Source organism: Cryobacterium sp. Hh11 (assembly GCF_004404045.1).
In the GTDB taxonomy this organism is placed as follows: domain Bacteria; phylum Actinomycetota; class Actinomycetes; order Actinomycetales; family Microbacteriaceae; genus Cryobacterium; species Cryobacterium levicorallinum.
The window spans coordinates 164242-186963 of record NZ_SOHF01000037.1 but is presented as its reverse complement, the minus strand read 5'-3'; the positions used below and the strand labels follow the sequence as shown (position 1 = coordinate 186963).

17 protein-coding genes are annotated in these 22722 nt (G+C 66.8%); 10 read left to right on the top strand and 7 right to left on the bottom strand.

Annotation, left to right across the window (positions count from 1 at the left end):
- Positions 1-5: 5 nt before the first annotated feature.
- From E3T46_RS16865 to E3T46_RS16855, 3 genes are all read right to left on the bottom strand, one after another.
- A complete protein-coding gene (locus tag E3T46_RS16865) occupies positions 6-3092 on the bottom strand; it encodes an alpha/beta fold hydrolase (protein ID WP_241980870.1) in 3087 nt (1028 codons plus the stop codon).
- Positions 3093-3526: 434 nt separating this feature from the next.
- Entirely contained in the window at positions 3527-4549 is a 1023-nt protein-coding gene (locus E3T46_RS16860) for a 3-oxoacyl-ACP synthase III (RefSeq protein ID WP_134472267.1), read from the bottom strand.
- 122 nt (positions 4550-4671) lie between these two features.
- Positions 4672-8253 (bottom strand): bifunctional proline dehydrogenase/L-glutamate gamma-semialdehyde dehydrogenase, encoded by a 3582-nt coding sequence (locus E3T46_RS16855; RefSeq protein WP_134579421.1) that lies wholly within the window; start codon positions 8251-8253, stop codon positions 4672-4674.
- A gap of 156 nt (positions 8254-8409) precedes the next feature.
- Between E3T46_RS16855 and E3T46_RS16850 the strand changes: the two genes are divergently transcribed.
- Both E3T46_RS16850 and E3T46_RS16845 read left to right on the top strand, forming a co-directional pair.
- Positions 8410-9375, top strand: a complete 966-nt coding sequence (locus tag E3T46_RS16850) for a LysR family transcriptional regulator (RefSeq protein ID WP_134472266.1) — start codon at positions 8410-8412, stop codon at positions 9373-9375.
- Between the two features lie 186 nt (positions 9376-9561).
- Positions 9562-10068: a DUF6328 family protein gene (locus tag E3T46_RS16845; RefSeq protein ID WP_134442760.1), complete on the top strand. Its 507-nt coding sequence runs from the start codon at positions 9562-9564 to the stop codon at positions 10066-10068.
- Between the two features lie 12 nt (positions 10069-10080).
- Here E3T46_RS16845 and E3T46_RS16840 read toward each other — a convergent pair whose 3' ends face one another.
- On the bottom strand, positions 10081-10941 hold the full coding sequence (locus E3T46_RS16840) for a PPK2 family polyphosphate kinase (protein WP_134472263.1): 861 nt from the start codon (positions 10939-10941) through the stop codon (positions 10081-10083).
- A gap of 136 nt (positions 10942-11077) precedes the next feature.
- Here E3T46_RS16840 and E3T46_RS16835 point away from each other — a divergent pair, with 136 nt between their 5' ends.
- The 6 genes from E3T46_RS16835 to E3T46_RS16810 all read left to right on the top strand — a co-directional run bounded on the left by E3T46_RS16835 (position 11078) and on the right by E3T46_RS16810 (position 18063).
- Positions 11078-12646: an NAD(P)/FAD-dependent oxidoreductase gene (locus tag E3T46_RS16835; protein WP_134579445.1), complete on the top strand. Its 1569-nt coding sequence runs from the start codon at positions 11078-11080 to the stop codon at positions 12644-12646.
- A gap of 85 nt (positions 12647-12731) precedes the next feature.
- Positions 12732-13238 (top strand): SRPBCC domain-containing protein, encoded by a 507-nt coding sequence (locus tag E3T46_RS16830; RefSeq protein WP_134472262.1) that lies wholly within the window; start codon positions 12732-12734, stop codon positions 13236-13238.
- A gap of 438 nt (positions 13239-13676) precedes the next feature.
- On the top strand, positions 13677-14792 hold the full coding sequence (locus E3T46_RS16825) for an HNH endonuclease signature motif containing protein (RefSeq protein WP_134579420.1): 1116 nt from the start codon (positions 13677-13679) through the stop codon (positions 14790-14792).
- A gap of 304 nt (positions 14793-15096) precedes the next feature.
- Positions 15097-16245: an ATP-binding cassette domain-containing protein gene (locus E3T46_RS16820; RefSeq protein ID WP_134579419.1), complete on the top strand. Its 1149-nt coding sequence runs from the start codon at positions 15097-15099 to the stop codon at positions 16243-16245.
- A gap of 14 nt (positions 16246-16259) precedes the next feature.
- The gene (locus tag E3T46_RS16815) at positions 16260-17009 is read left to right on the top strand and encodes a methionine ABC transporter permease (RefSeq protein WP_241980868.1); all 750 of its coding nucleotides are present in this window, start codon (positions 16260-16262) and stop codon (positions 17007-17009) included.
- Positions 17010-17046: 37 nt separating this feature from the next.
- Entirely contained in the window at positions 17047-18063 is a 1017-nt protein-coding gene (locus tag E3T46_RS16810; protein WP_241980866.1) for a MetQ/NlpA family ABC transporter substrate-binding protein, read from the top strand.
- Positions 18064-18745: 682 nt separating this feature from the next.
- On the opposite strand, the gene E3T46_RS16805 is transcribed toward E3T46_RS16810, so the two are convergent.
- A complete protein-coding gene (locus E3T46_RS16805; RefSeq protein WP_241980863.1) occupies positions 18746-19303 on the bottom strand; it encodes a thioesterase family protein in 558 nt (185 codons plus the stop codon).
- Positions 19304-19412: 109 nt separating this feature from the next.
- Here E3T46_RS16805 and E3T46_RS16800 point away from each other — a divergent pair, with 109 nt between their 5' ends.
- Positions 19413-20051 (top strand): LysE family translocator, encoded by a 639-nt coding sequence (locus E3T46_RS16800; protein WP_134442766.1) that lies wholly within the window; start codon positions 19413-19415, stop codon positions 20049-20051.
- On the opposite strand, the gene E3T46_RS16795 is transcribed toward E3T46_RS16800, so the two are convergent.
- A complete protein-coding gene (locus E3T46_RS16795; protein ID WP_241980861.1) occupies positions 20048-21160 on the bottom strand; it encodes an alpha/beta hydrolase in 1113 nt (370 codons plus the stop codon). The two genes, E3T46_RS16800 and E3T46_RS16795, sit on opposite strands and share 4 nt — an antisense overlap.
- A gap of 74 nt (positions 21161-21234) precedes the next feature.
- Positions 21235-21759 carry a YbhB/YbcL family Raf kinase inhibitor-like protein gene (locus E3T46_RS16790; protein WP_241980860.1) on the bottom strand — a complete coding sequence of 175 codons (525 nt, stop codon included), beginning with the start codon at positions 21757-21759 and terminating at the stop codon, positions 21235-21237.
- Between the two features lie 56 nt (positions 21760-21815).
- On the opposite strand from E3T46_RS16790, the gene E3T46_RS16785 reads away from it, so the two are divergent.
- Positions 21816-22721 carry a rhodanese-related sulfurtransferase gene (locus tag E3T46_RS16785; protein WP_134579418.1) on the top strand — a complete coding sequence of 302 codons (906 nt, stop codon included), beginning with the start codon at positions 21816-21818 and terminating at the stop codon, positions 22719-22721.
- The last annotated feature ends 1 nt before the right edge of the window (position 22722 follow it).

Here is a 22722-nt window from a genome sequence, read left to right as displayed (position 1 = left end):
GCCCCTCATGGCTTAGTCCAGCGACCGCCAGAGAGGATGCCGGTGGCCCAGCGCGACAGCCGGCTGCGGTCGATCTTGGAGTTGTGCCGAATATCGGTGGGCAGTCCGGGCACGACGAGCACCGCGGCGACCGGCGAACCGACGACGGCGCGCACGGCGGCGGCGAGCGGAGCGGATGCCCGGTGCACGCTGCGGGCCGGCGGCACGGTTTCGATCACGGCGACCTGCTGCTGGGTGCCGACCGGGCCGACCCCGACGAAGGCCGCACGAGCAACGTCGGGCAGCGTTTCGATGCGCTGCTCCGGACCGACCGGGGTGACGACGCCGGCAGCCGTCACGATGACATGCGGCATGCGGCCCTCGACCCAGAGGCGGCCAGCGGTGTCGAGGTGACCGACGTCGCCGGTTCGATGCCAGCGTTCGCCGGGCACCCCGCCGCGCCGCGAGGTGCGTTCGGTGAGCCAGAGCCGGTCGTAGTGGTCCTTGACGTGCGGCGCCGACACGACGATCTCGCCGGTCACGTCGGGCTGCTCCGACAACTCACCAACGGATGCCCCACTCGCGTCGAGCGCGCTGATCCGGATGCGCGTGGTCTGCGTCGACCCCCCGACGCAGACTCCCCCCGCCGGGTTCACTTCAGCCGACGTCGCAATGAGTGCGGCCTCACCATCTCCGCCGGTCGAGCTTGCCGAGACCGCAGTGTCGGGCAGTGAGGCAGTGGACGGGTCCGACTCGCCGTCGTGCGCTGCGGCATCCGCTCTGCGAGGCATGGAAACACTCGCAGCGGCAGCCCGGATGCCCTCGAGCGTAATGTCGGCCATGAGCAGGCCCTCGGTCATGCCGTACGGGGTGTGCGCGGTCGCTTGCGGCATGAGCGTCGCGGCCTGGGCGAGCAGGCTTTCGGAGATTGGCGCGCCGGCCGAGAGAAAACGCTGCACCCCGGCGAGGGCCGCGTGATCGGCGGGGGTGAGCGCGCGGGCGGTCGCGACGACGTTCACGAGCGCGGCGGGCGAGAGAAAGACAACCGTCGCGTCGATGGCGGCCACGGCGGCCGCTACGGCGGTGGCGGTGAGGGTTTTGGGGGCCGTGACGTCCATATCGGGGGTGACCGAGCGGGCGCCGAGGGCCGGGCCGAGCAGGGCGAACGGGGCGAATCCGGCGACGAGACCGGTTCCGACGCCCACTCCGTACTGCAGAAAGAGGGCATTGCTCACAGCGGAGAGCTGGCCGTGGGTGTAGACGACGCCCTTGGCCGGGCCGGTCGATCCGGAGGTGAACAGCACGGCGGCCGGGTCGGTCGGTGCGGGGCCGGGCGGGAGTGCGTCGTCGGCGTCCAGGCGCGCCTGGCCCAACTGCACGAGCTCGGCGAGCGTGTGCTCGATGCTCAGGAGCGCGGCCATCGGAGCCGGGAAGCGCGCCGTGGAGATTTTGCGTCCGGGCCAGCCGAGGGCACGGGCGGCCATAAGGCCGGGAGCTGCGCCGATGACGAAGTCGGGGCGGGCGCCGCGCACGGCGCGAGTGAGGCCGGCCAGGCCGAGGCCGGCATCCGCTACGACAACGATCGCGCCGATGCGCACGCAGGCGTAGAGCACCGCGGTGAGGTCGGCGCTCGGCGGAACCAGCAGCGAGACGCGGTCGCCGGGCTTGACGCCAATGAAGACGAGACCGGCCGCGATCTGGCGTACGCGCCGCGACAGTAAGCGCCAGCTGACGGTGCGCGGGGCCGGCTGCATATCGACGAGGGCGGTCTCGTCGGAGTTTTGCAATTCGTCGAGGTAATACCAAAGTGGATGCGTCCCCGCGGCTTCCCACGCGGTTTGCGTTCCCCCTATGGCGATCTCGGCCAACAGAGATAGCGAGGCGGCCTCGCTCCCCGAGACGGGGGTCTCGGCCAACAGAGATGGTGCGACCGCCTCGGCGCCCGAAGTGGCGGTGAGCAGCGTGCTGGACGCTCCCATCCGCTGGTCGAGCTTGCCGAGATCGCCAGTCCGGGAGGGGGACGTGACCGCATTAGCCGCATCGTCGGGAGTGACCGCGACAGCGTCGCCGAGCCAGAGCAGCGCGGCAGCAGTGCAGTCCGCATCCTCGGCCAGCAGATGCCCAGCGCCCTCGAACCGGTGCACGCGGGCGTGCGGCATCCGCCGGGCCAGGTCGTCGAGGTAGCGGTCGCTGAAGATTGGATCGCGGGGACCCCAAAGCAGCAGCGTCGGCACAGCGAGGGCGCGCGCGCCCTCCGCTATGCGGTCGAGTTCAGGCCGACTTTCGTGGCTCAGGGCGACCGGAATGTCGGCGACGAACCCGCCGATTCCCCCGCGTCGAGCGCTCGTCAAATACGGAGCTCGGTAGCCGCGCTTGACCTCGGTCGATAGCGACGGATGCGCCAGCGCCAACGTCGTGGCCAGAAACGCCGGCGTCGCCACGGTCGCCGGGCCGAGGATTCCACGACCGAGGGCGAGCCGCAGTGGCGCCGGAATCGGATCGCCAGCGCTCTGATGCACCGCCGTATTGAGCAGCATGACTCCGGCCAGCAGTTCGGGGTGGTCGACGGCCCAGCCGAGCGAGACGACTCCTCCCCAGTCATGGCCGAGGGTGACGACCGGGCCGGCCAGGTCGAGGGCGTCGGTGAGGTCGCCGAGGTCCTGCACCCGGCGGGCCAGTGGGCGAAAACCTCCGGTGCGCTCGGAGAAACCCATGTCGAGCTGGTCGACGGCGATCACGCGCCAGGCGAGCGCACCCGACGCCGCTGCATCCGTTGCCGACGACAGCAGGCTGCGCCAGAGGTAGGACCAGGTCGGGTTGCCGTGCACGCACAGAATCGTTCCGACCGGAATCACGCCGAGCGCGTCGAGCTGCGGGCCATTGTCGAGCAGGTGCCAGCCGTGCGTCACGCCACTCGCCGTGCTGCCGGTTGCCGCGGCACCCAAATCGCTGCCCAACCCACCCGCTAGGCCGCCCGCAGCGCTGCGTTCCGGAACCTCGATCAGGCGCGACCACTCTGGGTCGAGCCCCGTCAGTCCGGCCGGCGGGAGTGTCGCCGGGGCTGGCACCAGGCGCGGAAGGCGGTTAGCTGCGGTTGCGCGGGTATTAGTCACAGTGTCTTTTCTCCGAATGGGCCATTCACACGACTGCCGTGAAGCGGATGCGTACAGTCAGGTTCACGGGGCAAGAGATGGCATCTCACGAGTGGTGGGCACGTTCAAGGGGCCAAAAGTGGCATCTCGCGAGCAACCCGGGTGCCACGCGCTGCGAGATGCCATATATAGCCCCATGGTTTTCCCGAGATGCCATCTTTGGCCCCTTGACAGCACTCCAAGGGGCCAAAGATGGCACCTCACGGTCAGCACGCAGACCCCAAGGGGCAAGAGATGGCATCTCGCCAGTGGTGGGCACGTTCAAGGGGCCAAAGGTGGCACCTCGCGTGGCGCCTCGTCCAGCCCAGCCCAGCCCACCGAATGGCTACCTCCTGCGGCAACGTGGGCTCCGGCGCCCAGAGGCATCCGGACGAAGCGGCTGGAGGCCAACACGATCACCAGACGAGTTCCATCATGGCGGTGTTGAGGCCGGAACCGACGCCCATCAGCAGCACCCGGTTGCCCGGTTGCAGCTTCGACGCCTCCTGGGAGAGGGTGATCGGAATCGATGCCGGGCCGACATTGCCAAGCTTCGGATAGGTCAGCGGAACCTTGGTTTTGTCCATGCCGGTCGCCTTGACGATGGCGTTGGTGTGCACGTCCGAGACCTGGTGCACGATGTAGCGGTCCATGTTGGACCAGCTCCAGTCGCGCTTCGCCTCGGTCCAGGCCGACACGACCAGTTCCATGCCGCCCTTGAGCAGCGCCTTCGCGTCGGTGAACATGCCATCGACGCTGCCGACGCAGAGTCCGTTGAACTGAGTGGCCGCGCGGGTGACTCCGCCGAGGATGCGGTGGCCGGCGGGGTGGGCATCCGCTGGACCGAGCACGGCGGCAGCAGCGCCGGAGCCGAGGGTGAGGCTGGCGAACTCACTCATGAAGTCTTTGCGCTTAATGCCCGGGCGACCGAGGCGGTCAATCGTGTTGGTCTGGATCTCGTCGGCGTCTTCACCGTCGATGATCACGGCGTACTTGATCTGCCCGCTGTCGATGAGCTGGGCGGCGAGGGTCATGCCGTTGACGAAGCCGAGGCAGGCGTTGGCAATGTCAAAGTTGATCGCCGACGACGGCAGGCCGAGGCCGTGGTGAATACGCACGGCCACAGAGGGTTCAAGGTGCTTGCGGGTGACCGAGGTATTGATGAGCAGGCCCACGTCGCTCGGCTTGATGCCAGCCTCTCTGAGCGCGATCTTGCCGGCCTTGACCGCGGCGTCATCGAAGGTCTCGTCCGGGCCCCAATTGCGTCGCTCGTAGACACCGGCGACGCGCTGCAGCAGCCCGGTCGGCAGTTTGAGGCGCGTCAATACGGGCTTCAACCGTCGGTCGATTTCTTCCGACGTCGTGATCAGCGGCGCCATGAGACTCGCGACCGACAACAAGGCGACGTTTCGATGCGTCGTCGTCGCGTTTCCGTTCAAGCGTGAACCCCTGTCGAATTGTGGACAGCGGTAATCATACGTCCCCTAACAGTTTGACCCACGAAACTGTATGTAAACCGCACGTGGCCTGTGTGCCCGCTCGGGGCACACAGGCAGACGGGCTAGATCACACCGTCCGAGAGCGTGCTCGGGTTGCCGAACCGGTGCGCGGTGATCGAGATGGCCTGTTCGCGCAGGAACGGCAGCACCTCGATGCGGCCGGCCTGGGTGACAGCGTTCGAATACACCGCGATGTCCGGGCTGCCGGCCAGCGCCTCGGCGAGAGCGGATGCCGCCTCCCGCGCCCCCAGCACCGGGTCACTGCCGATCAGACGCACCCGGCTGGCGGTGATGCCGCCGGAGCGGGCCCGTGCGAGCCATTCCTCGTCGCTTTCGATGAACACCGGAATCTCGCGGTCGGCCAGGATATTGCGCACGGCTGGCGGAACCGGAATGGTGCTCGAGACGTCGAAGCGCGACGTGGACAGCGTTGCGGCGGCGATCACGCGCAGCAGCTGGGCGAGCGTTCCCGACTCGGTCAGGCGCACGGTGACCGGCAGCGCGCGGTAGCGGAACAGGTTGCGCTCCACTCCGAGCCCGGTGGCGTCGCGCACGACGTTGAATTCCTCGCGCCAGGCCAGGGCGTCGCTCACGGCCGAGCGGCGCAGCACGTCGAAGTCGGCGTAGTCGAGGAACGGCTGGCTGGCTTCGATAATGTCGGTGACTCGCTGCTCCAGGCCACGCAGGTGCAGCGTCGAGCTGTTGCGGCCGGGTTCGTTGACCCAGCTGCCAAGGCCGAGCAGGTAGTTCGGTCCGCCGGCCTTGGTGCCGGCGCCCACGGCCGAGCGCTTCCAGCCGCCGAACGGCTGACGCTGCACAATGGCGCCGGTGATGCCGCGGTTGACGTAGAGGTTGCCGGCTTCGATCGTGTCGACCCAGAGGGCCAGCTCGTCGGCGTCGAGCGAGTGCAGTCCGGTGGTCAGGCCGAAGTCGACAGCGTTCTGAAAGCGGATGGCTTCTTCCAGATTGCGCGCGTGCATCACGCCGAGTACCGGTCCGAAGAACTCGGTCAGGTGGAAATACGATCCGGGCGTGACGCCGGTGCGGATGCCCGGCGACCACAGCTTGCCGGTCTCATCGAGCTGCCGGGGCTCGACCAGCCACTGTTCTTCGGCGCCGAGGGTGGTGAGGGCGTGCAGCAGTTTGCCGTCGGCCGGCATCATGATCGGGCCCATCTGGGTGACCGGGTCGCTCGCCTGGCCGACCTTGATCGAGGTCGCGGCGTCAACCAACTGGCCGAGGAACCGCTCCGACTTCGCGACCGATCCGACCAGAATCACCAGGCTCGCGGCCGAGCACTTCTGTCCGGCGTGGCCGAAGGCGCTCTTCACCACGTCGGCGGCGGCCAGGTCGAAGTCGGCCGACGGCGTCACGATGATGGCGTTCTTGCCGCTTGTTTCGGCGAGCAGGGGCAGGTCATGACGGAATGAACGGAACAGCTCGGCCGTCTCATAGCCGCCGGTGAGGATGACCCGGTTCACCGCGGGGTGCGCGATGAGCTTGGCGCCGAGATCGCGGTTGGGCAGGTTCACCAGCGCGAGCAGCTCGCGCGGGATGCCGGCTTCCCAGAGCGCTTCGACGACGATGGCGCCGGTGCGCTGGGCTACCGCGGCGGGCTTGATCACGACGCCGGCACCCGAGGCGAGGGCCGCGAGGACGCCGCCGGCCGGAATGGCGGTCGGGAAGTTCCACGGCGGGGTGACCACGATGAGCTTGGACGGCACGAAGATGGCGCCCTGCACCCGGTCGAGGTCTTTGGCTCGTTCGGCGTAGTAGTTGGCGAAGTCGATGGCCTCGCTCACCTCGGCGTCACCCTCGGCAATGGTCTTGCCGCACTCGCTCGCCATGACCTCGATCAGGCGGTCACGGTTCGCGGCGAGCGCCAGGGCGGCGCGGTGCAGCACGGCGGCGCGTTCGGCGCCGGTCTTCTGGCCCCAGGCGTTTCCGGCTTCGAGCACACCGTCGATGATCGTGTTCAGCGCTGCCTCATCGGCAACGGCGGCGGCCTCGACCGTCTCGGTACCGAGAACGGAGGCGTCGGCGCGGGCCAAAATCCGACGGCCCCAGGCGCGGTTCGCGGGCAGCGACGGGTCGGTGTCCGGCTCGTTGTGGAACGTCGAGTGGGTGGGCACCGAGCCGCGGGTGATGCCGAGCAGTGCGCCGGTCAGTTGCGGGTCGACGTCGTCGGCGGTCTCGGCGTCGTGGCTGCGGGCATCCGTTGCGGCGGCGGCCAGGCGATCAAGGTCGTAGCTGCTCGAACGATCCTGCACGCGGTTGGGGGTGGGGACCCGGTCGTCGAGCGCGTCGAGCGAGGCCTGGAAACGGGCCTTTTCGCGATCGAACAGCTCGGGGTTGCTGGTCAGCTCGAACACGGCCGACATGAAGTTCTCCGAGCTCGCGTTCTCTTCGAGCCGGCGAATGAGGTAGCTGATCGCCACGTCGAACTGCGAGGGGTCGACGACCGGTGTGTAGAGCAGCAGCTGGCCGACGTCCTTGCGCACGGCCTGGGCCTGGCCGGTCGCCATGCCGAGCAGCATCTCGAACTCGACCTTGTCGTCGACGCCGCGGGCGACGCTGAGCAGGTGCGCCCAGGCCACGTCGAACAGGTTGTGGCCGGCGATGCCGAGCTTGACGGCATCCGTGTTCTGCGGGGTGAGGGCCCAGTTGAGCACCCGCTTGTAGTTGGTGTCGCTGTCTTGCTTGGTGCCGAAGGTCGCGAGCGGCCAGTCGTGCACGGCGGCATCGACGTGCTCCATGGCGAGGTTGGCGCCCTTGACCAGGCGCACCTTGATCGGGGCACCGCCGGCCGCGCGGCGGTTCTGGGCCCAGTGAGTGAGGCCCTGAATGGCGCTGAGGGCGTCGGGCAGGTAGGCCTGCAGCACGATACCGGCCTCAAGCTGGGCGAGCTGCGGCTGGTCGAGCAGGCCCTCGAACACCGCGATGGTGAGGTCGAGGTCGCGGTACTCCTCCATGTCGAGGTTGATGAATTTCGGGGTAGCGGATTGTGCTGCGAACTCAAACAGCGGTGTCAGGCGTTCGATCACGCGGGCGACGGTCTCGTCGAAGGCCCACATCGAGAGCTGGCTGGCGATCGAGGACACCTTGATCGAGACGTAGTCCACGTCGGGGCGTTCGAGGATGCGCTTGGTGCCTTCGAGGCGTTCGAGCGCTTCTTTCTCGCCGAGCACGGATTCGCCGAGCAGGTTGATATTGAGGCGGTTGCCGCCCTCTTTCAGGTGCACGAGCGCGGGGCCGAGCTTGTCGGGGGTGGCGTCGACGACGAGGTGGCCGACCATCTGGCGCAACACGGTGCGGGCGGCCGGGATGACGACCCAGGGCAGCACCGGTCCGAGGATTCCACCGAGACCGATCGCCGCACGCATCGGCGCGGGCAGAAAACCGGGCGCCTTCTTGGCGACCTTTTGCAGGCTGTAGCCGGCGACCATCTTGTCCTCGGGACGCATGACGCCGTCCACAAAGCCCACCGTGAAGTCGAGACCGTTCGGGTCCTTCAGCACGCCGGCGAGGCGCTCGGCCGCGGCATCCGCTGGGATGGTGGCACTTTCGTCAAGCCATTTCTTGACGAGCTTGACGACCTCCGAACTGAAATCCTCGTTGGCGGGACGGGTGGAGGCGTTGGTCATGGTCACGAGACTAGTCTTTCGTTCGCGGTGGGTGGCTCTGATGCTTCAAGTCTGAGGCCAGCCTATATTTAGCAAAAGCAATTGTTTATGCATGATATTCGTTACAATTTCTAATGATTTGGTTTTCGGTGGGTCGATGGGTGTAGGGGGCAGTGGATGTTGGACGTCAGGCGGCTGCGACTGCTGCGCGAACTGAAGATTCGCGGCACCCTCGCCGGGGTCGCCGAGGCCCTCGCCTACAGCCCTTCGGCGGTGTCGCAACAGCTCGCGCTGCTCGAAAAGGAGGCCGGCGTCGTGCTATTGAAGAAGGTCGGCCGCCGGGTGCAGCTCACGCCGCAGGCCGAGATTCTGGTCGAGCACACCACCTACCTGCTGGAGCGACTCGAACTCGCCGAAGCCGACCTGCGCGCGAGCACCACGACCGTGTCGGGCACCGTGCGGGTGGCCGTGTTCCAGTCGGCGGCCCTCGCGGTGATTCCCCGGGCGCTCACCTTTCTGGCGGAAGACTATCCGGCGCTGCGCGTCGAAGTGACCGAGCGCGAGCCGGAACGTGGCCTGTTCGAGGTCGCCGCGCGCGACTTCGACCTCGTACTCGCCGAGCAGTACCCCGGCCATACTCGCGCGCACTGGCCCGACCTCGACCGGGTCAACCTGGCCACGGATGCGTTGCGGCTCGCCGTGCCGCCGGAAGATGCCGGCTCGGGCCGCGTGCGTGCGGCGACGCTGGAGGAGACCGCCGGGCTGCCCTGGGTAATGGAACCGGTCGGCACAGCATCGCGGCAATGGGCCACGCAGCTCTGCCGCTCCGCCGGGTTCGAACCGGACGTTCGGTTTGAGACCGCCGACCTGATCGCGCACATCCGCTTGATTGAATCGGGCAATGCGGTGGGCATTCTGCCCGACCTGGTTTGGGCGGGGCGGATGCCGGCCGTGCAGCTGCACGATCTGCCGGGCACCCCGCATCGCACCCTGTTTTCGGCCGCGCGCCGGTCGAGCGCGCAGCGGCCGGGAGTGGTCGCGGTGCGCGGCGCCCTCGACCGGGCGGTGAGCAAGGTGGCCAAGCCCACCGAATCCGACCCGCTGGAGCCGCCGCGCCCGTTCGAGCCCCTCGCGCCGGTCTAGCGGGCCGCCCTCCCTTCCGCGAGAGCGGGAAAAGGTTGCTTCAGCCCCCGGGAAGCAACCGATCACTTGCCTTCGCGTTCGAAGTGCACCCACGCGTCTCACGGCTCCGGCAGTTCGAGACCGCCGCTGGCTTCGGCCCACTCGGCTTCGTGGCAACGCAGCATCACGGGCGCTAGCATTCGGAGCATGACCCCGCCGAATTCAGGATCAGCTCCAGATGTCGCGCCGGAGGACGGCCGCACCGAGACCGCGAACGAACGGCTGGACCGCAACTGGAACTCACTGCTGCAGGAGCTTCGCGTCACGCAAACCGGAACGCAGATCATCGGCGGATTTCTGCTCGCCGTCGCCTTTCAGCCACGTTTTACCGAGCTGGACCGGTACCAGATCACGCTGTACCTGATTTTGGTCTGCGTGACGGCTCTGACCACGGCCCTCGGGCTTGGTCCGGTCATCTTGCACCGGCTCCTGTTCCGACAGCAGGCTATGGCGCAGATCGTGCAAGTCGGCAGCGTCCTGGTGCGCGCCACCCTGGTCGGTGTGGCGGTCGTCGTGTCCGGCACAGTCATCTTCATCTTCGATGTGGCGCTGGGTCGAAGTGCCGGGATCATTGCCGCAGCCGCCGTACTTTTATTGATCAGCTTAAGCTGGCTTATTCTGGCCCGCGCGGTGTCGCGCTGGAGAAGCGCCTAGCCGTCGGGAGCGTCAGGTCGTTGACAGGCGCAACTTTTCTTCCTCAATGTCGAAGGATGCTTCCGGCCAGGTCAGCACCATCCCCTTCAGCTCATCGATGAGCAGGTGCTGCACGGCCAGGCGCGCGTACCACTTGTGGTCGGCTGGCACGACAAACCATGGCGCCGCCGCCGTCGAGGTGCGCTCGAGTGCGATCTGGAAGGCGTCCTGATAGGCGGGCCAATGCATCCGCTCGTCTACGTCTACCGGGTGATACTTCCAATATTTGTCTGGCCGGCTCAGGCGTTCGCCGAGGCGAGCCTTCTGCTCGGCGGAGCTGATTTGCAGCATGATCTTGATCACGACGGTGTCATCATCGACGAGTTCCTGCTCGAACGTGTTGATCTGGTCGTAGCGTTTGGTGATCTCTGCCGCCGGGGCGAGTTCGTGCACCCGGGCGATGAGCACGTCTTCATAGTGCGACCGGTCGAACACGCCGATCATTCCGGCCGCAGGCACTTGTTTGCGGATACGCCAGAGAAAGTCGTGCCTGAGCTCCGCCTTGGTGGGCGCCTTGAAGGCAAAGTGACTGATGCCCTGCGGGTCAACAGCGCCGACGACGTGGCGAACGATGCCGCCCTTGCCGGCCGTGTCCATGGCTTGCAGTACGAGCAGAAGCTTGCGGTTATCCCCACAGGTGCTGTTGGCAAAGAGCATCTCCTGTAGGTGCGAGAGGACGCCGGCCGCCTGGGTTCCCGCCGCGGCCGAGTCTTTTTTTGAACCCTTGAAACCTGGCGTTGACCCCGTGTCAAGCGTCGCCAGCCTGAAGCCGGAGGTCACCCGCAGCGCGCTAATCGGGTCTTCGCTCCAGAAACTTCTGATGTCTTTGCCCACGGTGCACCTCTCGCTTGTTCCTATATTGCACCGGCATCAGGCTCGGCGCCAGAGCCTGGCTGGCCCGGTGGCTGCCGTCGTCGACAACCCCACCAAGGTCGACGTGGCCGCGCCTGGACTGGATAGGCTCGCACGCATGAGCGAACCCACCCACGACGTCGTGATCATCGGAGGCGGCCACAACGGCCTGGTCGCCGCCGCCTACCTCGCCCAGGCCGGACGCAGCGTGCTCGTGCTCGAGCGGGAGCCGCAGGTCGGTGGTGCCGCCATTTCAGCGGATGCCTTCGCCGGCACGGGCGCTCGCCTCTCGCGCTACTCCTATCTGGTGAGCCTGCTGCCGACGCGCATCATTCACGAGCTGGGCCTCGACATTGAGCTGGCCCGGCGGCGGTATTCGTCGTACACGCCGGGGAGCTCAGACGCCGGGCTTCTCGTCGACAACGGCGACGCCGACGCCACCCGGGCATCGTTCGCGCGCATCGGGGCTGCGGCCGATTTCGACGCGTGGAACGCGTTCTACGAGGACACCGCTCGACTGGCCCGCGCCGTGTTCCCCACGGTCTGCGAACCGCTGCTCACCCGCTCGGAGGCCAAGCGGCTGGTCGGTGACGACGCGCTCTGGACCGCGCTGATCGAGCAGCCGCTCGGCCGAACGATCAGCGACCGCTTCTCGAACGACCTCGTGCGCGGCGTCGTGGCCACCGACGGGCTGATCGGCACGTTCACGAGCCTCGCCGACCACAGTCTCGACGCGAACCGCTGCTTTCTGTACCACGTGATCGGTAATGGAACCGGGGACTGGGACGTGCCGATCGGAGGAATGGGTGCCGTGACCGGGGCGCTCGAGCGGGCGGCCCGCGCTGCCGGCGCGCGGCTTGAAGTCGGGGCGGAAGTCACATCGGTCAGCGCCGATGGAGCCGTGGAGTACTTCCAGGAGGGTCGCGTCAAGCGGGCGCACGGCGCGGTGATTTTGGCGAACGTCGCGCCCTGGTCGCTGCGGGAGCTGCTGGGCGCTGGAGAAACGGCATCCGCTGTAATAGAAAAACCGGAGGGCGCGCAGGTGAAGGTCAACCTGCTGCTGACCCGGTTGCCGCAGCTGTTGGACGCGAGCGTGTCGCCCGAGGCCGCGTTCGGCGGCACCTTTCATATCAACGAGTCGTACGAGCAATTGCAGGCCGCGTATGAGCAGGCGCTGGCCGGGGAGATTCCCTCCGTTTTGCCGTGCGAGATCTACTGTCATTCGCTGACCGATCCGAGCATTCTTTCGCCCGAACTCGCCCAGGCCGGGGCGCACACGCTCACCGTTTTCGCCCTGCACACGCCCCATCGCGCGCTCACCGAGGCCAACAACGACGAGATGCGGGCGCAGTTGCAGGCCGCAGTGCTGCGTTCGCTCAATTCGGTGCTGGCCGAGCCGATCGAACCCCTCTTAATGACGGATGCTGCCGGTCGTCCCTGCATCGAAACCAAGACCACGCTCGACCTCAAGCACGCCCTGAACCTGCCCGGCGGCAATATTTTTCACGGCGGGCTGTCCTGGCCGTTCCTCGAGGATGACGAGCCGCGCGGCACGCCAGCCGAGCGCTGGGGAGTAGCCACCTCGCATCCGCGCATATTGATCTGCGGGGCCGGTGCGAGGCGCGGCGGCGGGGTCAGCGGGCTCGGCGGCCACAACGCCGCGATGGCCGTGCTCGAGGGTGCGTAGTAGACGGATCGACGCTTGTAGCCGACGGGTTGAAAGTGGCCTAGCCTGAGGGAAGACTCGCGTTTCACTCAAAGTGGAGGTCACCATGTCAGCCAAGCCCACCGGTCGTCTCGTTCACCGCGAGGACGGCCTGTATCTCATGCTCAATCGGCTCTTCAATGCGCCGATCGAACAAGTCTGGGCGAGCCTGACCCGCCCGGCCGAGCTGGAGAAGTGGATCGGCACCTTTACCGGTTCGCCGGCCACCGGAGCGGTCAAGTTCAAGATGACCGCCGAACCCGATGCCAAGTGGGAGTACGTGAGCGTTCGCGAATGCCAGGCTCCGCACCGGTTCAACGGTGATTTCGGCGAGGGCGAGGATTCCTGGCGGGCCATGTTCCACCTGGTCGAGGGCGACGGCATGACCAACCTGACCTTCGGGCAGCGCCTGCGGAGCCCGTCGGAAGCTTCCACGGTTGGCCCCGGATGGGACTACTACCTCGATCGCCTGGTGGCCTCGCGCGCCGGCCTGCCGCTACCGCAGTGGGAGCACTACTACCCCGCGCACGCCCAGTTCTACAAGGACCTGATCGTTCCTGCTCGCACCGCCTGAACGCTAACGTTCGGCGAATTGCTCGGGGCCTGCGCCCTCACGGCGCAGACCCGGGGTTGCGACGACGTCCGGTGCCTGGCACTGCTGGCTCGGCGGCTTCCTCAGCGCGCGCCCGCAGCCCAGTGGACTCTCCTGATTGCATAATCGACATTGCCTTGGTCGGAGCCGGGGATAGGGCCGGCGATCCCTTCGTCGCGGGTGCCTAGATAGGCCAGGCCGAGGCGACTCATCACTGCACGAGATCCTGCAGTGACGGTCGTCGTTTCGGCGAAGATTTGGGTCAGCCCCACGTCGTCGAAGCCGTATGCGAGCAGGGCGGCGGCACCCCTCTCCCGAAGATCGTATACAACTCTGAAAAATCTTCATGATATTGCTGAGAATCTCTCGCCTTCAGGTGCTATTTCGGCTATAATTAGGGGTGAAGGAGGCACCGACGCCATGACCCTCACCGCCCCGCCCGCAGCAGCCGGTTCGATGCCGGAGTGCGAGGGTTCTCGGGTCGCGGTGATTGCGCAGGCGGGTGCATTGTTGGCCTCCGTTCTCGACGGGGTGCGGTTTGGTCAGCTCCACGACAGCGAGGCTGTCGCGGAGCTCGCGGCCCTGGAAGGGCTGGGTCGCAAGGTTGATGGTGCAAGAGTACGGGCGACCACTGACATTGGTGCCCGTGCCGAAACCGACCTCGGCAACGGCTCGTTGGCCTACAAGAACGGATGCCGCAACCGGGTCGAGTTCATCACCCAGCTCGCCGGCATCTCCGGCCGTGAAGCCAAACGTCGCCTGAAGCTCGGCGAGACCACGGTGGAGCGCACTCCGCTTGGCCTGCCCGTCCCCGCCCGGTACCCGGTGATCGCCGACGGGCTGATCAGCGGCGACCTCGGCGTAGAGTCAGCGGAAATCATCGCCACGACCCTCACCGCGTTGCAGGGCCGAGTCGGGCAGGACGACCTTGACCGCGTCGAACGCGCTTTGGTCGCGTCGGCGACGGGAGCGATCACTCCGGAGACCGCGGGGCTGCCGGGAGCGGGCATCCGCTTCGCTCCCGACATGCTGCGGGCGCAAGCGATGGAATGGCAGGGCCGGCTCGACCCCGACGGCACCGCCCCGGGCGACGACGCCGTCGAGGCAAAGAGCACGCTGACGTTCGGCCTGCTCCGCAACGGGCTCTACCCGCTGCGCGTCGACGTCACCCCCGAACTGCGCGGCATCATGGACACCCTCTTCGATACGTTTCTGTCGGCCCGGTCTCGCACCCCCATCTTCGTGCCCACCGAACTGCTCGAGAGCCGCAATAAGCCCGAGCTGGACGGCATCGACAGTATCGACGGGGTGGAGAGCATCCCCGGCTCGGCCGCTTTCGGCACGGGACCATTCAGTGCCGCCCCGTTCACCGGCGACACCCGATTCGACGGCGGCTGCATCATCCCCGGCTGCACCATCCCCGCCCGCTGGACCGAAGTCCACCACGTCCTCCCCTGGCACGAAGGAGGACTAACCAACATCGACAACGGCACGCTGCCCGGCCCCAGCCACCACCACGTGATCCATAGAGGCTGAAGGGTGCAGGTCGTCGACAACGTGCGCTGGTTCGCCCCACCAGCGAGCATCGACCCCAGCCGCAAACCCAAGCGCCGCTGGAAACTTTTCGTACCGAGACCACCACGACCCCCGGGCTGTTTTCTGCTGGTTGAGCAACGCGCTCTGGCACGAGTCGAAACCCCGCCGCATCTTCTGATTTCGAGACGATCGCTCCGAGACCTGCTCAACCAGCGGAAGTCGTTCGCGTCACGCATCGTCACGCGACGCAACATTGTTTCGCCGCGGTTAGGCGCCGCGCCGGGCCGACAATAGGCTCACGGCCATGATCAGCATCGAACAACTGACCAAGGTCTACGGTCACGGCGCCAAGGCGACGGTCGTCCTCGACCGGCTCGACTTCCGCGTCGACGCCGCCGAGATCTTCGCCGTCGTCGGACCGAGCGGTGCCGGCAAGTCGACCCTCGCGCAGTGCGTCAACCTGCTCGAGCGGCCCACGTCCGGTTCGGTGCTTGTCAACGGCGAGAACCTCTCCCAGCTCGGCGAGCGCCAGCTGCGCGCGGCCCGCCGCCGCATCGGAACGATCTTCCAGTCCGACGGCCTCTACAGCCGTCGCACGGCCGCCCAGAATGTCGCGTTACCGCTCGAATACCTCGGCGTCACCACCGCCGAGGCGAAGCGCCGCGTCGCCGAATTGCTCGACCGCGTCGGGCTCTCCGACCGCGCCGGACACTACCCGCACCAGCTCTCCGGCGGCCAGCGCCAGCGCGTCGGTATCGCCCGCGCGCTCGCGTTGCGCCCGCAGGTGCTGCTCTCCGACGAGGCGACATCCGGCCTCGACCCCGAGTCGACGGCATCCATCGTCTCCCTGCTCAAGGAGCTTCGTGACGACCTCGACCTCTCCATCCTGTTCATCACCCACGAGATGGACACCGTGCTCCAGGTTGCGGACGCCGTCGCCCGTCTCGACCACGGCCACATCGTCGAGTCCGGGCGCATCGTCGACTTGCTGCGCGACCCGGCATCCGCCCTCGGCCGCGCCCTCCGCCCGGCCCGCCCGCACGCCACACCGCAGCTGGGCGAGACGCACTGGTTCGTGAGCTACACCTCCGGCGCGGTGCCGGCCGACTGGGTGCTACGGCTGGCCAGCGAGCTCGACACCCCGGTCTCCGTGCTCGGCGCTTCGATCGAGACCGTCGCCGGCCAGACGGTCGGGCACGCGAACATCGGCGTGCGCGCGGTCGACCCGGCCCTGCTTGTTGAGACTGCCCGCCGCCTGGGGCTGGATGCCCGGCCCGTGCCCGAGGATCCGGAGGCTGCGGCTCTGGCCGACCGGTCGGCGGAGGAGTCTTCGAGGTCCTCGGATGGCGGGCGTTCGACGTTCGCGGATGCGTCCGCCCCGGCTGCGGCAGGCGACACAACCCCGGCGGCCTCGATCTCGTCCACAGTGCCCGCACTGGAGCGTGTTGCATGAGCGCTGCCCTGAGCGTGCTCGCCACCGGCATCCGCACGGCCCTTCCGACGAACAACAACGTGCCGATCGCCGAGATCCCGGCGCTCGTGTTCCCGGCGCTGATCGACACCCTCATCATGGTCGGCATCGTCATGGTCATCGTCGTGCTGGTCGGGGTGCCGCTTGGCGCGCTCGTGCACAACCTCGCGCCTGGCGGCCTAGTCGAGAACCCCGCGCTACACCAGTCGATCAGCTGGATCGTCAGCATCGGCCGGTCGCTGCCGTTCCTCATCCTGATGGCGGCGATCGTTCCGTTCACGCGCTTCATCACCGGAACCAACATCGGCATCGCCGCGGCCGTCGTGCCGATGGCGATCGCCGGGATCGCGTTCTTCACCCGCATTGTCGAGAACTCGCTGCGTGGCGTACCGCCCACGCTCGTGCGGGTCGCGAGGGCGTCCGGTGCGTCGCCTCTGCAGATCGTCCGCACCGCGCAGTTGAGCGAGGCGCTGCCCGCGATCATTGGCGGGCTCACGATCAACACGATCGCGATGATCGAGTACTCGGCGATCGCCGGCACGATCGGCGCCGGCGGCATCGGATACGTGGCGGTGACCTACGGCTACCAGCGCTTCGACAACACCGTCATGCTCGCGACGATCATCATCCTCGTCGCGACGGTCGCCACGGTGCAGCTGCTCGGAGACCGGCTCGTGCGACTGGCGACGCCGCACGCCCGCGAGCGCCAGCCGAGGCGCGCGAAGTCGATGCCCGTCCCACGCTGAGCGCGGGGACGCTTCCGCCGAACCACCCTTGCCTGGCATGAGCCTCCCCACCCGGCATCCGCTCGACCCTGCCACCCGCCCGTTCACGCCACTGCGTCACCACGACTCCAGCACCTCGAAAGGAAACACCATGTCCCAAGGCACGATCACCAAACCCACCTCGCAGGACCCCGACGAGCCGCACGGCTTCGAGCTCAAGACGCGCCGCCGCTGGCCCTGGATCGCCGGCGCCTCGGTGGCCGTCGTCGCGGTCGCCGCCGCGATCGGCATCCCGCTGCTCAATCCGAGCGTCTCGCCGAACGAGGTCGCGGGCGCCACGCTCGTCATCGCGACGGCGGAGGGCAACGCGGCCGAGCAGGCCCTCGTCGAGTTCGTCGCCAAGAACGTGGCCGCCGACTATGGGATCACGGTCGCCTTCAGGGGACTCTCCGACAGCAACACGATCAACCGTGCGGTGAGCGAGGGCGAGGTCGCCGGCACGATCTACCAGCACAAGCTCTGGCTGAGCCAGGTGCTCGAGGCCAACCCCGACTTCCGGGAGACGGCGGCGACACCGGTCTTCCGGTGGGGCTTCGGGCTATGGTCCGAGAAGTGGGGCAGCGTCGAGGAGATCCCGGATGGCGCCACCATCTCGCTCTACTCCGACCCCGCCAACGAGGCACAGGGGCTATGGCTGCTCGAGAACGCCGGGCTCATCACCCTCAAGGACGGCGCAACCGCAGGCACCGCGACCCAGGACGACATCGCGTCGAATCCGAAGAACCTGAAGTTCGTGCTGCTCGACTTCGCCGCCCAGTCGCGCGCGCTGCCCGACATCGATGCCGCCGCCGGGTACACCGAGTACTACCTCGCCGCAAAGATCCCGCTCGAGCAGCAAATCTTTGCCCCCGCCGCACCGGACGACTTCGCCGGCCAGCTCACGATCGGCAGCGACTACGCCGACACCGACAACATCAAGAAGCTCGTCGCGGCCTTCCAGGACCCGGCCGTGCAGAAGTTCCTCGCGACCGATCCGTCGGTGAAGGGAATCCTGCTGCCACTCAACAAGCAGTAGCGCGACTGGCGGGGATCGGATGCCGCCAGCATCCCGGCCCCTTTCCCTTTCACCATTCGGGAGTTCCTGGGCGGTGCGACCGTCAGAATTTAGGAGTATCTGGCCAGCATGACCTTCGAGGGCCGGGGCGCTGTCCCACCAGCAACATCCGCCTCGTGGGCCACACCAAATCCTGAATGATGATGGCCACCCGTTTCGCCACCTCCTGAATAATGACAAAGAGCGTTCGCTATGGGCGAGCGAAAAGGGATCACATTTGCTCAGAAAGCCCGCCTGAGCTTGAATAAGCAACGTAACTCGGGAGCCCGGTAGGGCGATTGAAGGCAACGAATTAGGCACCGAAGGCGCATCACACCTCGCCACAGGCCAAGGTTGGGGTGGTATTAGCAACGTATCGACAACGGGGTCCTATTGTGCTGGTACCACCACCACATGATCGACATCAGCGGCTGGAAAATCCGCATGATCCACGGCCGACCCCAACTACTCGGCCCACTCCTCTGGGACCCGTCCCAAATCTGGCGACCAGCCCAAACCCACCGGGCCAATACGCCCAGCCCGGAACCACCCTGGCGCACGTGAGCCGAAGAGGTCGATTTTCATGGAAAGACCAAGCGCCCCGCAGTCAAGTCGCCCTCGCGTTGCGAGCATGGATTCCCCCGACGTCACCGTATCCGCGCGGTTAGTTCCAGATGCTGGGGGCGGGAGCGCGCGTGGGCGGGACCGCCGCGGTGGCTGCCCACTCCAGCAGCCAGTCGGGCACGCTCACGTTGTCGGGGGCGACGCCGATGGCCTCGAGCAGTTCGTCGATCGTGACGATTCCACCGGTGCGCTTGAGAAAGCGACCACGAATGTGACCGTGGGCGTAGATTTCGGGCGTGCCATCGGCATCCGGTCGTACGAAGCGCTGCTCGACGTACACGGCTTTCTCATCGAACCCGATGATGCGCGACTCGACCGTGAACTTCTGGCCGAGCTTGAGCGACTTGCGAAAACTGATCGTTTCCGACACGACGACCGGATACCAGCCTTGCCGTTTGAAGATCGCCCAGACGCCGGTGCGGTGCAGCATGTCGAAGCGGGCCACGTCCATGATCGACAGGTAGACGCCGTTGTTCATGTGCCGCAAAATGTCCTGGTCGGTGGGCAGCGTCACGAAGTTGGTGCGCGCCACGTCGAAGTGACCGAGCCGGGGGCCGAACTGCGACAGCAGGGCATGGAGGAGGGTTCTGAAGAACATATGCACGACCCCGATGCTAGCGAGGCCGCGGCTCAGGCGGGCAATCCGTTGTGGGTGAGCGCCAGCATCCGTATCTCCAGACCAGCTTGCCTGCACGATATGCTCAAACATGGTTTCCCTGCCCACCCTGCTGACGTTCGCCCTCGCGTCGATCGCGCTCATAGTCATTCCCGGCCCGACCGTGCTGTTTGTGATCGGGCGTTCGCTCGCTCTCGGACGCCTCGGTGGCTTTCTCAGCGTTCTCGGCAACGCTCTCGGTCTGATTCCGGTGATCATCGCGGTTTCGCTCGGACTCGGCGCGATCGTGACCCAGTCCGTGCTGCTGTTCACGATCGTGAAGTTCGCCGGTGCTGCGTACATCATCTATCTCGGGGTGCAGGCTATTCGAAACCGGCACAAGGCGGCCCGGATGAGCGAGGCCCGCGTGGCGCGTAAAACCAAGTGGCGGCTCGTGTTCGAGGGGTTCGTGGTGGGGCTCAGCAATCCGAAGTCGCTCGTGTTCTTCATCGCGGTACTGCCACAGTTCGTCAATTACCGGGCTGGCGATGTGCCGCTGCAACTCGCAGTGCTTGGGCTGGTCTTCGTGGTGCTTGCCCTGCTCGGCGACAGCACCTGGGCTCTCGCGGCCGGCACGGCGCGGACCTGGTTCGCGAAATCACCGCAGCGCGTCGAGAATCTCTCCTCGGCCGGCGGCGTGATCATGATCGGGCTCGGCGGGGTGCTCGCCGCGACCGGCGCACGGTCCTAAACAGCAACCACCGCGCGCGGCGCGACCGCACGCACGAAGGCGCCGAGGCGGCGGTAGACCTCCTGCGATTCCGGATGCGAGTCGTCCTGCTGCCAGGTGTGCTTGGTGTTGACGCTGCGACGTCCGTAAATCAGGGTGTCCACCCAGATCTTGCGCGCCCGCAGCGCCTCGATGAAGTTGAGGTTGGCGCGATAGAAATAGTCCCGCTCCGAGGTCGTGACGAACACCGGCGGAAAGCCCCGGTCGAGCCACTCGATCGGCGACATGAACCGGGCAGCCGTGCGCAGGTGCAGCCCGCGGCCCCGCTCGGGCAGCAGCATCCGCACGAAATTGAGGCTCAACACGAATCCGCGGTCGAACAGCACCGAAAAGTCGGCAATGCTGCAGTGCTGCACCAGACCGCGCAGATGGCGGGCAGTGACCGGGGGACGAATGCCGTAGTGCTCGGCGAGTTCGGGCGCATAGGCGGCGGCCGTGAGCAGCGCGGCGATGTGGCCGCCCGCGGAATCGCCACCGAGCACGATGCGCGTCGGGTCGCCGCCATAGGCCGCGACGTTGCGGGCGACCCAGTCGAGCACCGCGTTGCCGTCCTGCATCATGTGGCCCAGCTGAAACCGCGTCGCCATGCGGTAGTTGGCGTTGATGACGATCATGCCCTCAGCTGCCTGGCTCGCGCAGTATTTGGTCAGCGGATCCTTGTCGCCCGAGGTCCAGCCGCCACCGTGAAAGTACACGTAGACCGGCAGGGGCGCTGCTACGGCATCCGTGCGCTTGGGCACGAGGACGTCGAGCCGGTGAATCTTCTGCCCGTCGCCGATGTAGTCGATATCGAGGTCGTACTCCACGGAGTCGATCGGGTGCAGATTGAACTTGTGCACCGGTGTCGCGCGCCGCAACATGAGTGCACGCCACGCCCAGACCGGCAGCCGACGGATGCCCGTCTCCCGGTGCGTAGACCGGTCGACGGTCACGCCGTCCGCGTGCAAACGAATACCGTGCAGCCAGGCCGGTGCGCGGCGGTCAGCGCGGGCGGTGCCCGCCGAAGTCGAGGGGTGTGCCGCGAGGGGATTGGGACGAACGATGTCGAACGCGGTACTGGTGTAACTCATTACCTGAGGTTATGTCGACTCCCCCGAATCCCCGCTGAGAGCTACCCCATATGGGGTAAACTCCCGGTTTCAACTCAGGCAGCGGATGCCCCGCCCGCGACCCCGGTCGCCTCCAGCACCGCACGCGCGAGCGTGTGAAAATGCAGGTTGAAGCCGAGAACGGCCGGCGTCGACTGCGCGTCGAGATCAAGCATGGGCACGTCGACGGCGTGCACGATGAATTGGTAGCGGTGGGTGCCCGTTCCCGGCGGCGGTCCGGCACCGGAGAAGGAGGTCAGGCGCTGCTCGTTCGGCAACACGAGCGAGCCGGACGGCAGGGCATCGACTCCGGCGGGCAGCTCGGTCACCGATACCGGCAGGTTCGCTACCGCCCAGTGCCAAAACCCGGAGCCGGTCGGGGCGTCGGGGTCGTACACGGTCAGGGCGAAACTCCGGGTCTCGGGCGGGAAACCGGTCCAGGACAGCTGGGGGGAGACATCCGCTCCCCCGGCACCGGCACCGTATTGGGGCGCGGCGAGGGGTCCGCCGTCGGTCATATCGGCGCTCGTGAGAGAGAACTGGGGCACTTCGCCGAAGCGGGCGAGCGGATCTACGGTCACGAGGGGCCTCCTATTTGTTGTGCGGCCAGCCTACGCGCCCCTAATAAAATGGGCTCATGGCCATTCCGAAGATTCTGCTCTATTACATCTTCACTCCCCTGGCCGATCCAGACGCTGTGCGGCTCTGGCAACGCGACCTGTGCGCCGGACTCGGCCTGCGCGGGCGCATCCTGATCTCCAAGGACGGCCTGAACGGCACGGTCGGCGGCGACCTGCCGGCGATCAAGAAGTACATCCGTAAGACCCGCGACTACCCGGCGTTCAAGAACATCGATTTCAAGTTCAGCGAGGGCACCGGGCTCGACTCGCACGGCCACAGCCTCGACTTTCCCAAGCTCGTGGTCAAGGTGCGCGACGAAATCGTGAGCTTCGGAGCCCCCGGCGAACTGCGCGTCGACGCGAACGGCGTCATCGGCGGCGGAACCAAGCTGCAACCGGCCGAGCTCAATGCGCTCGTCGCCGAGCGGGGCGATGAGGTCGTCTTCTTCGACGGGCGCAATAAGTTCGAGGCCGAGATCGGCCATTTTCGGGACGCGGTCGTGCCGGATGTGGCCAATACCCGCGAGTTCGTGGCCGAGCTCGACAGCGGTAAATACGACCATCTCAAGGGCAAGCCGGTCGTGACCTACTGCACCGGCGGCATCCGTTGCGAGGTGCTGAGCGGTCTCATGAAATCGCGCGGATTCGGCGAGGTGTACCAGCTCGACGGTGGCATCGTGCGCTACGGCGAGACCTTCGGCAACGAAGGCCTGTGGTCGGGTTCGCTCTACGTCTTCGACCAGCGGATGTCCATCGACTTCGCCCCGGAGGCTGCCGTACTCGGCAGCTGCCAGGTCTGCGCGGCACCGACCACGAACATGCGCAACTGCCGGGACACCTCCTGCCGGGAGCAACTCGTGGTCTGCCCCGAGTGCGTTGCGCTGGCTGCTCCGACCTGCCAACAGCACGCCCTCACCAAATAAT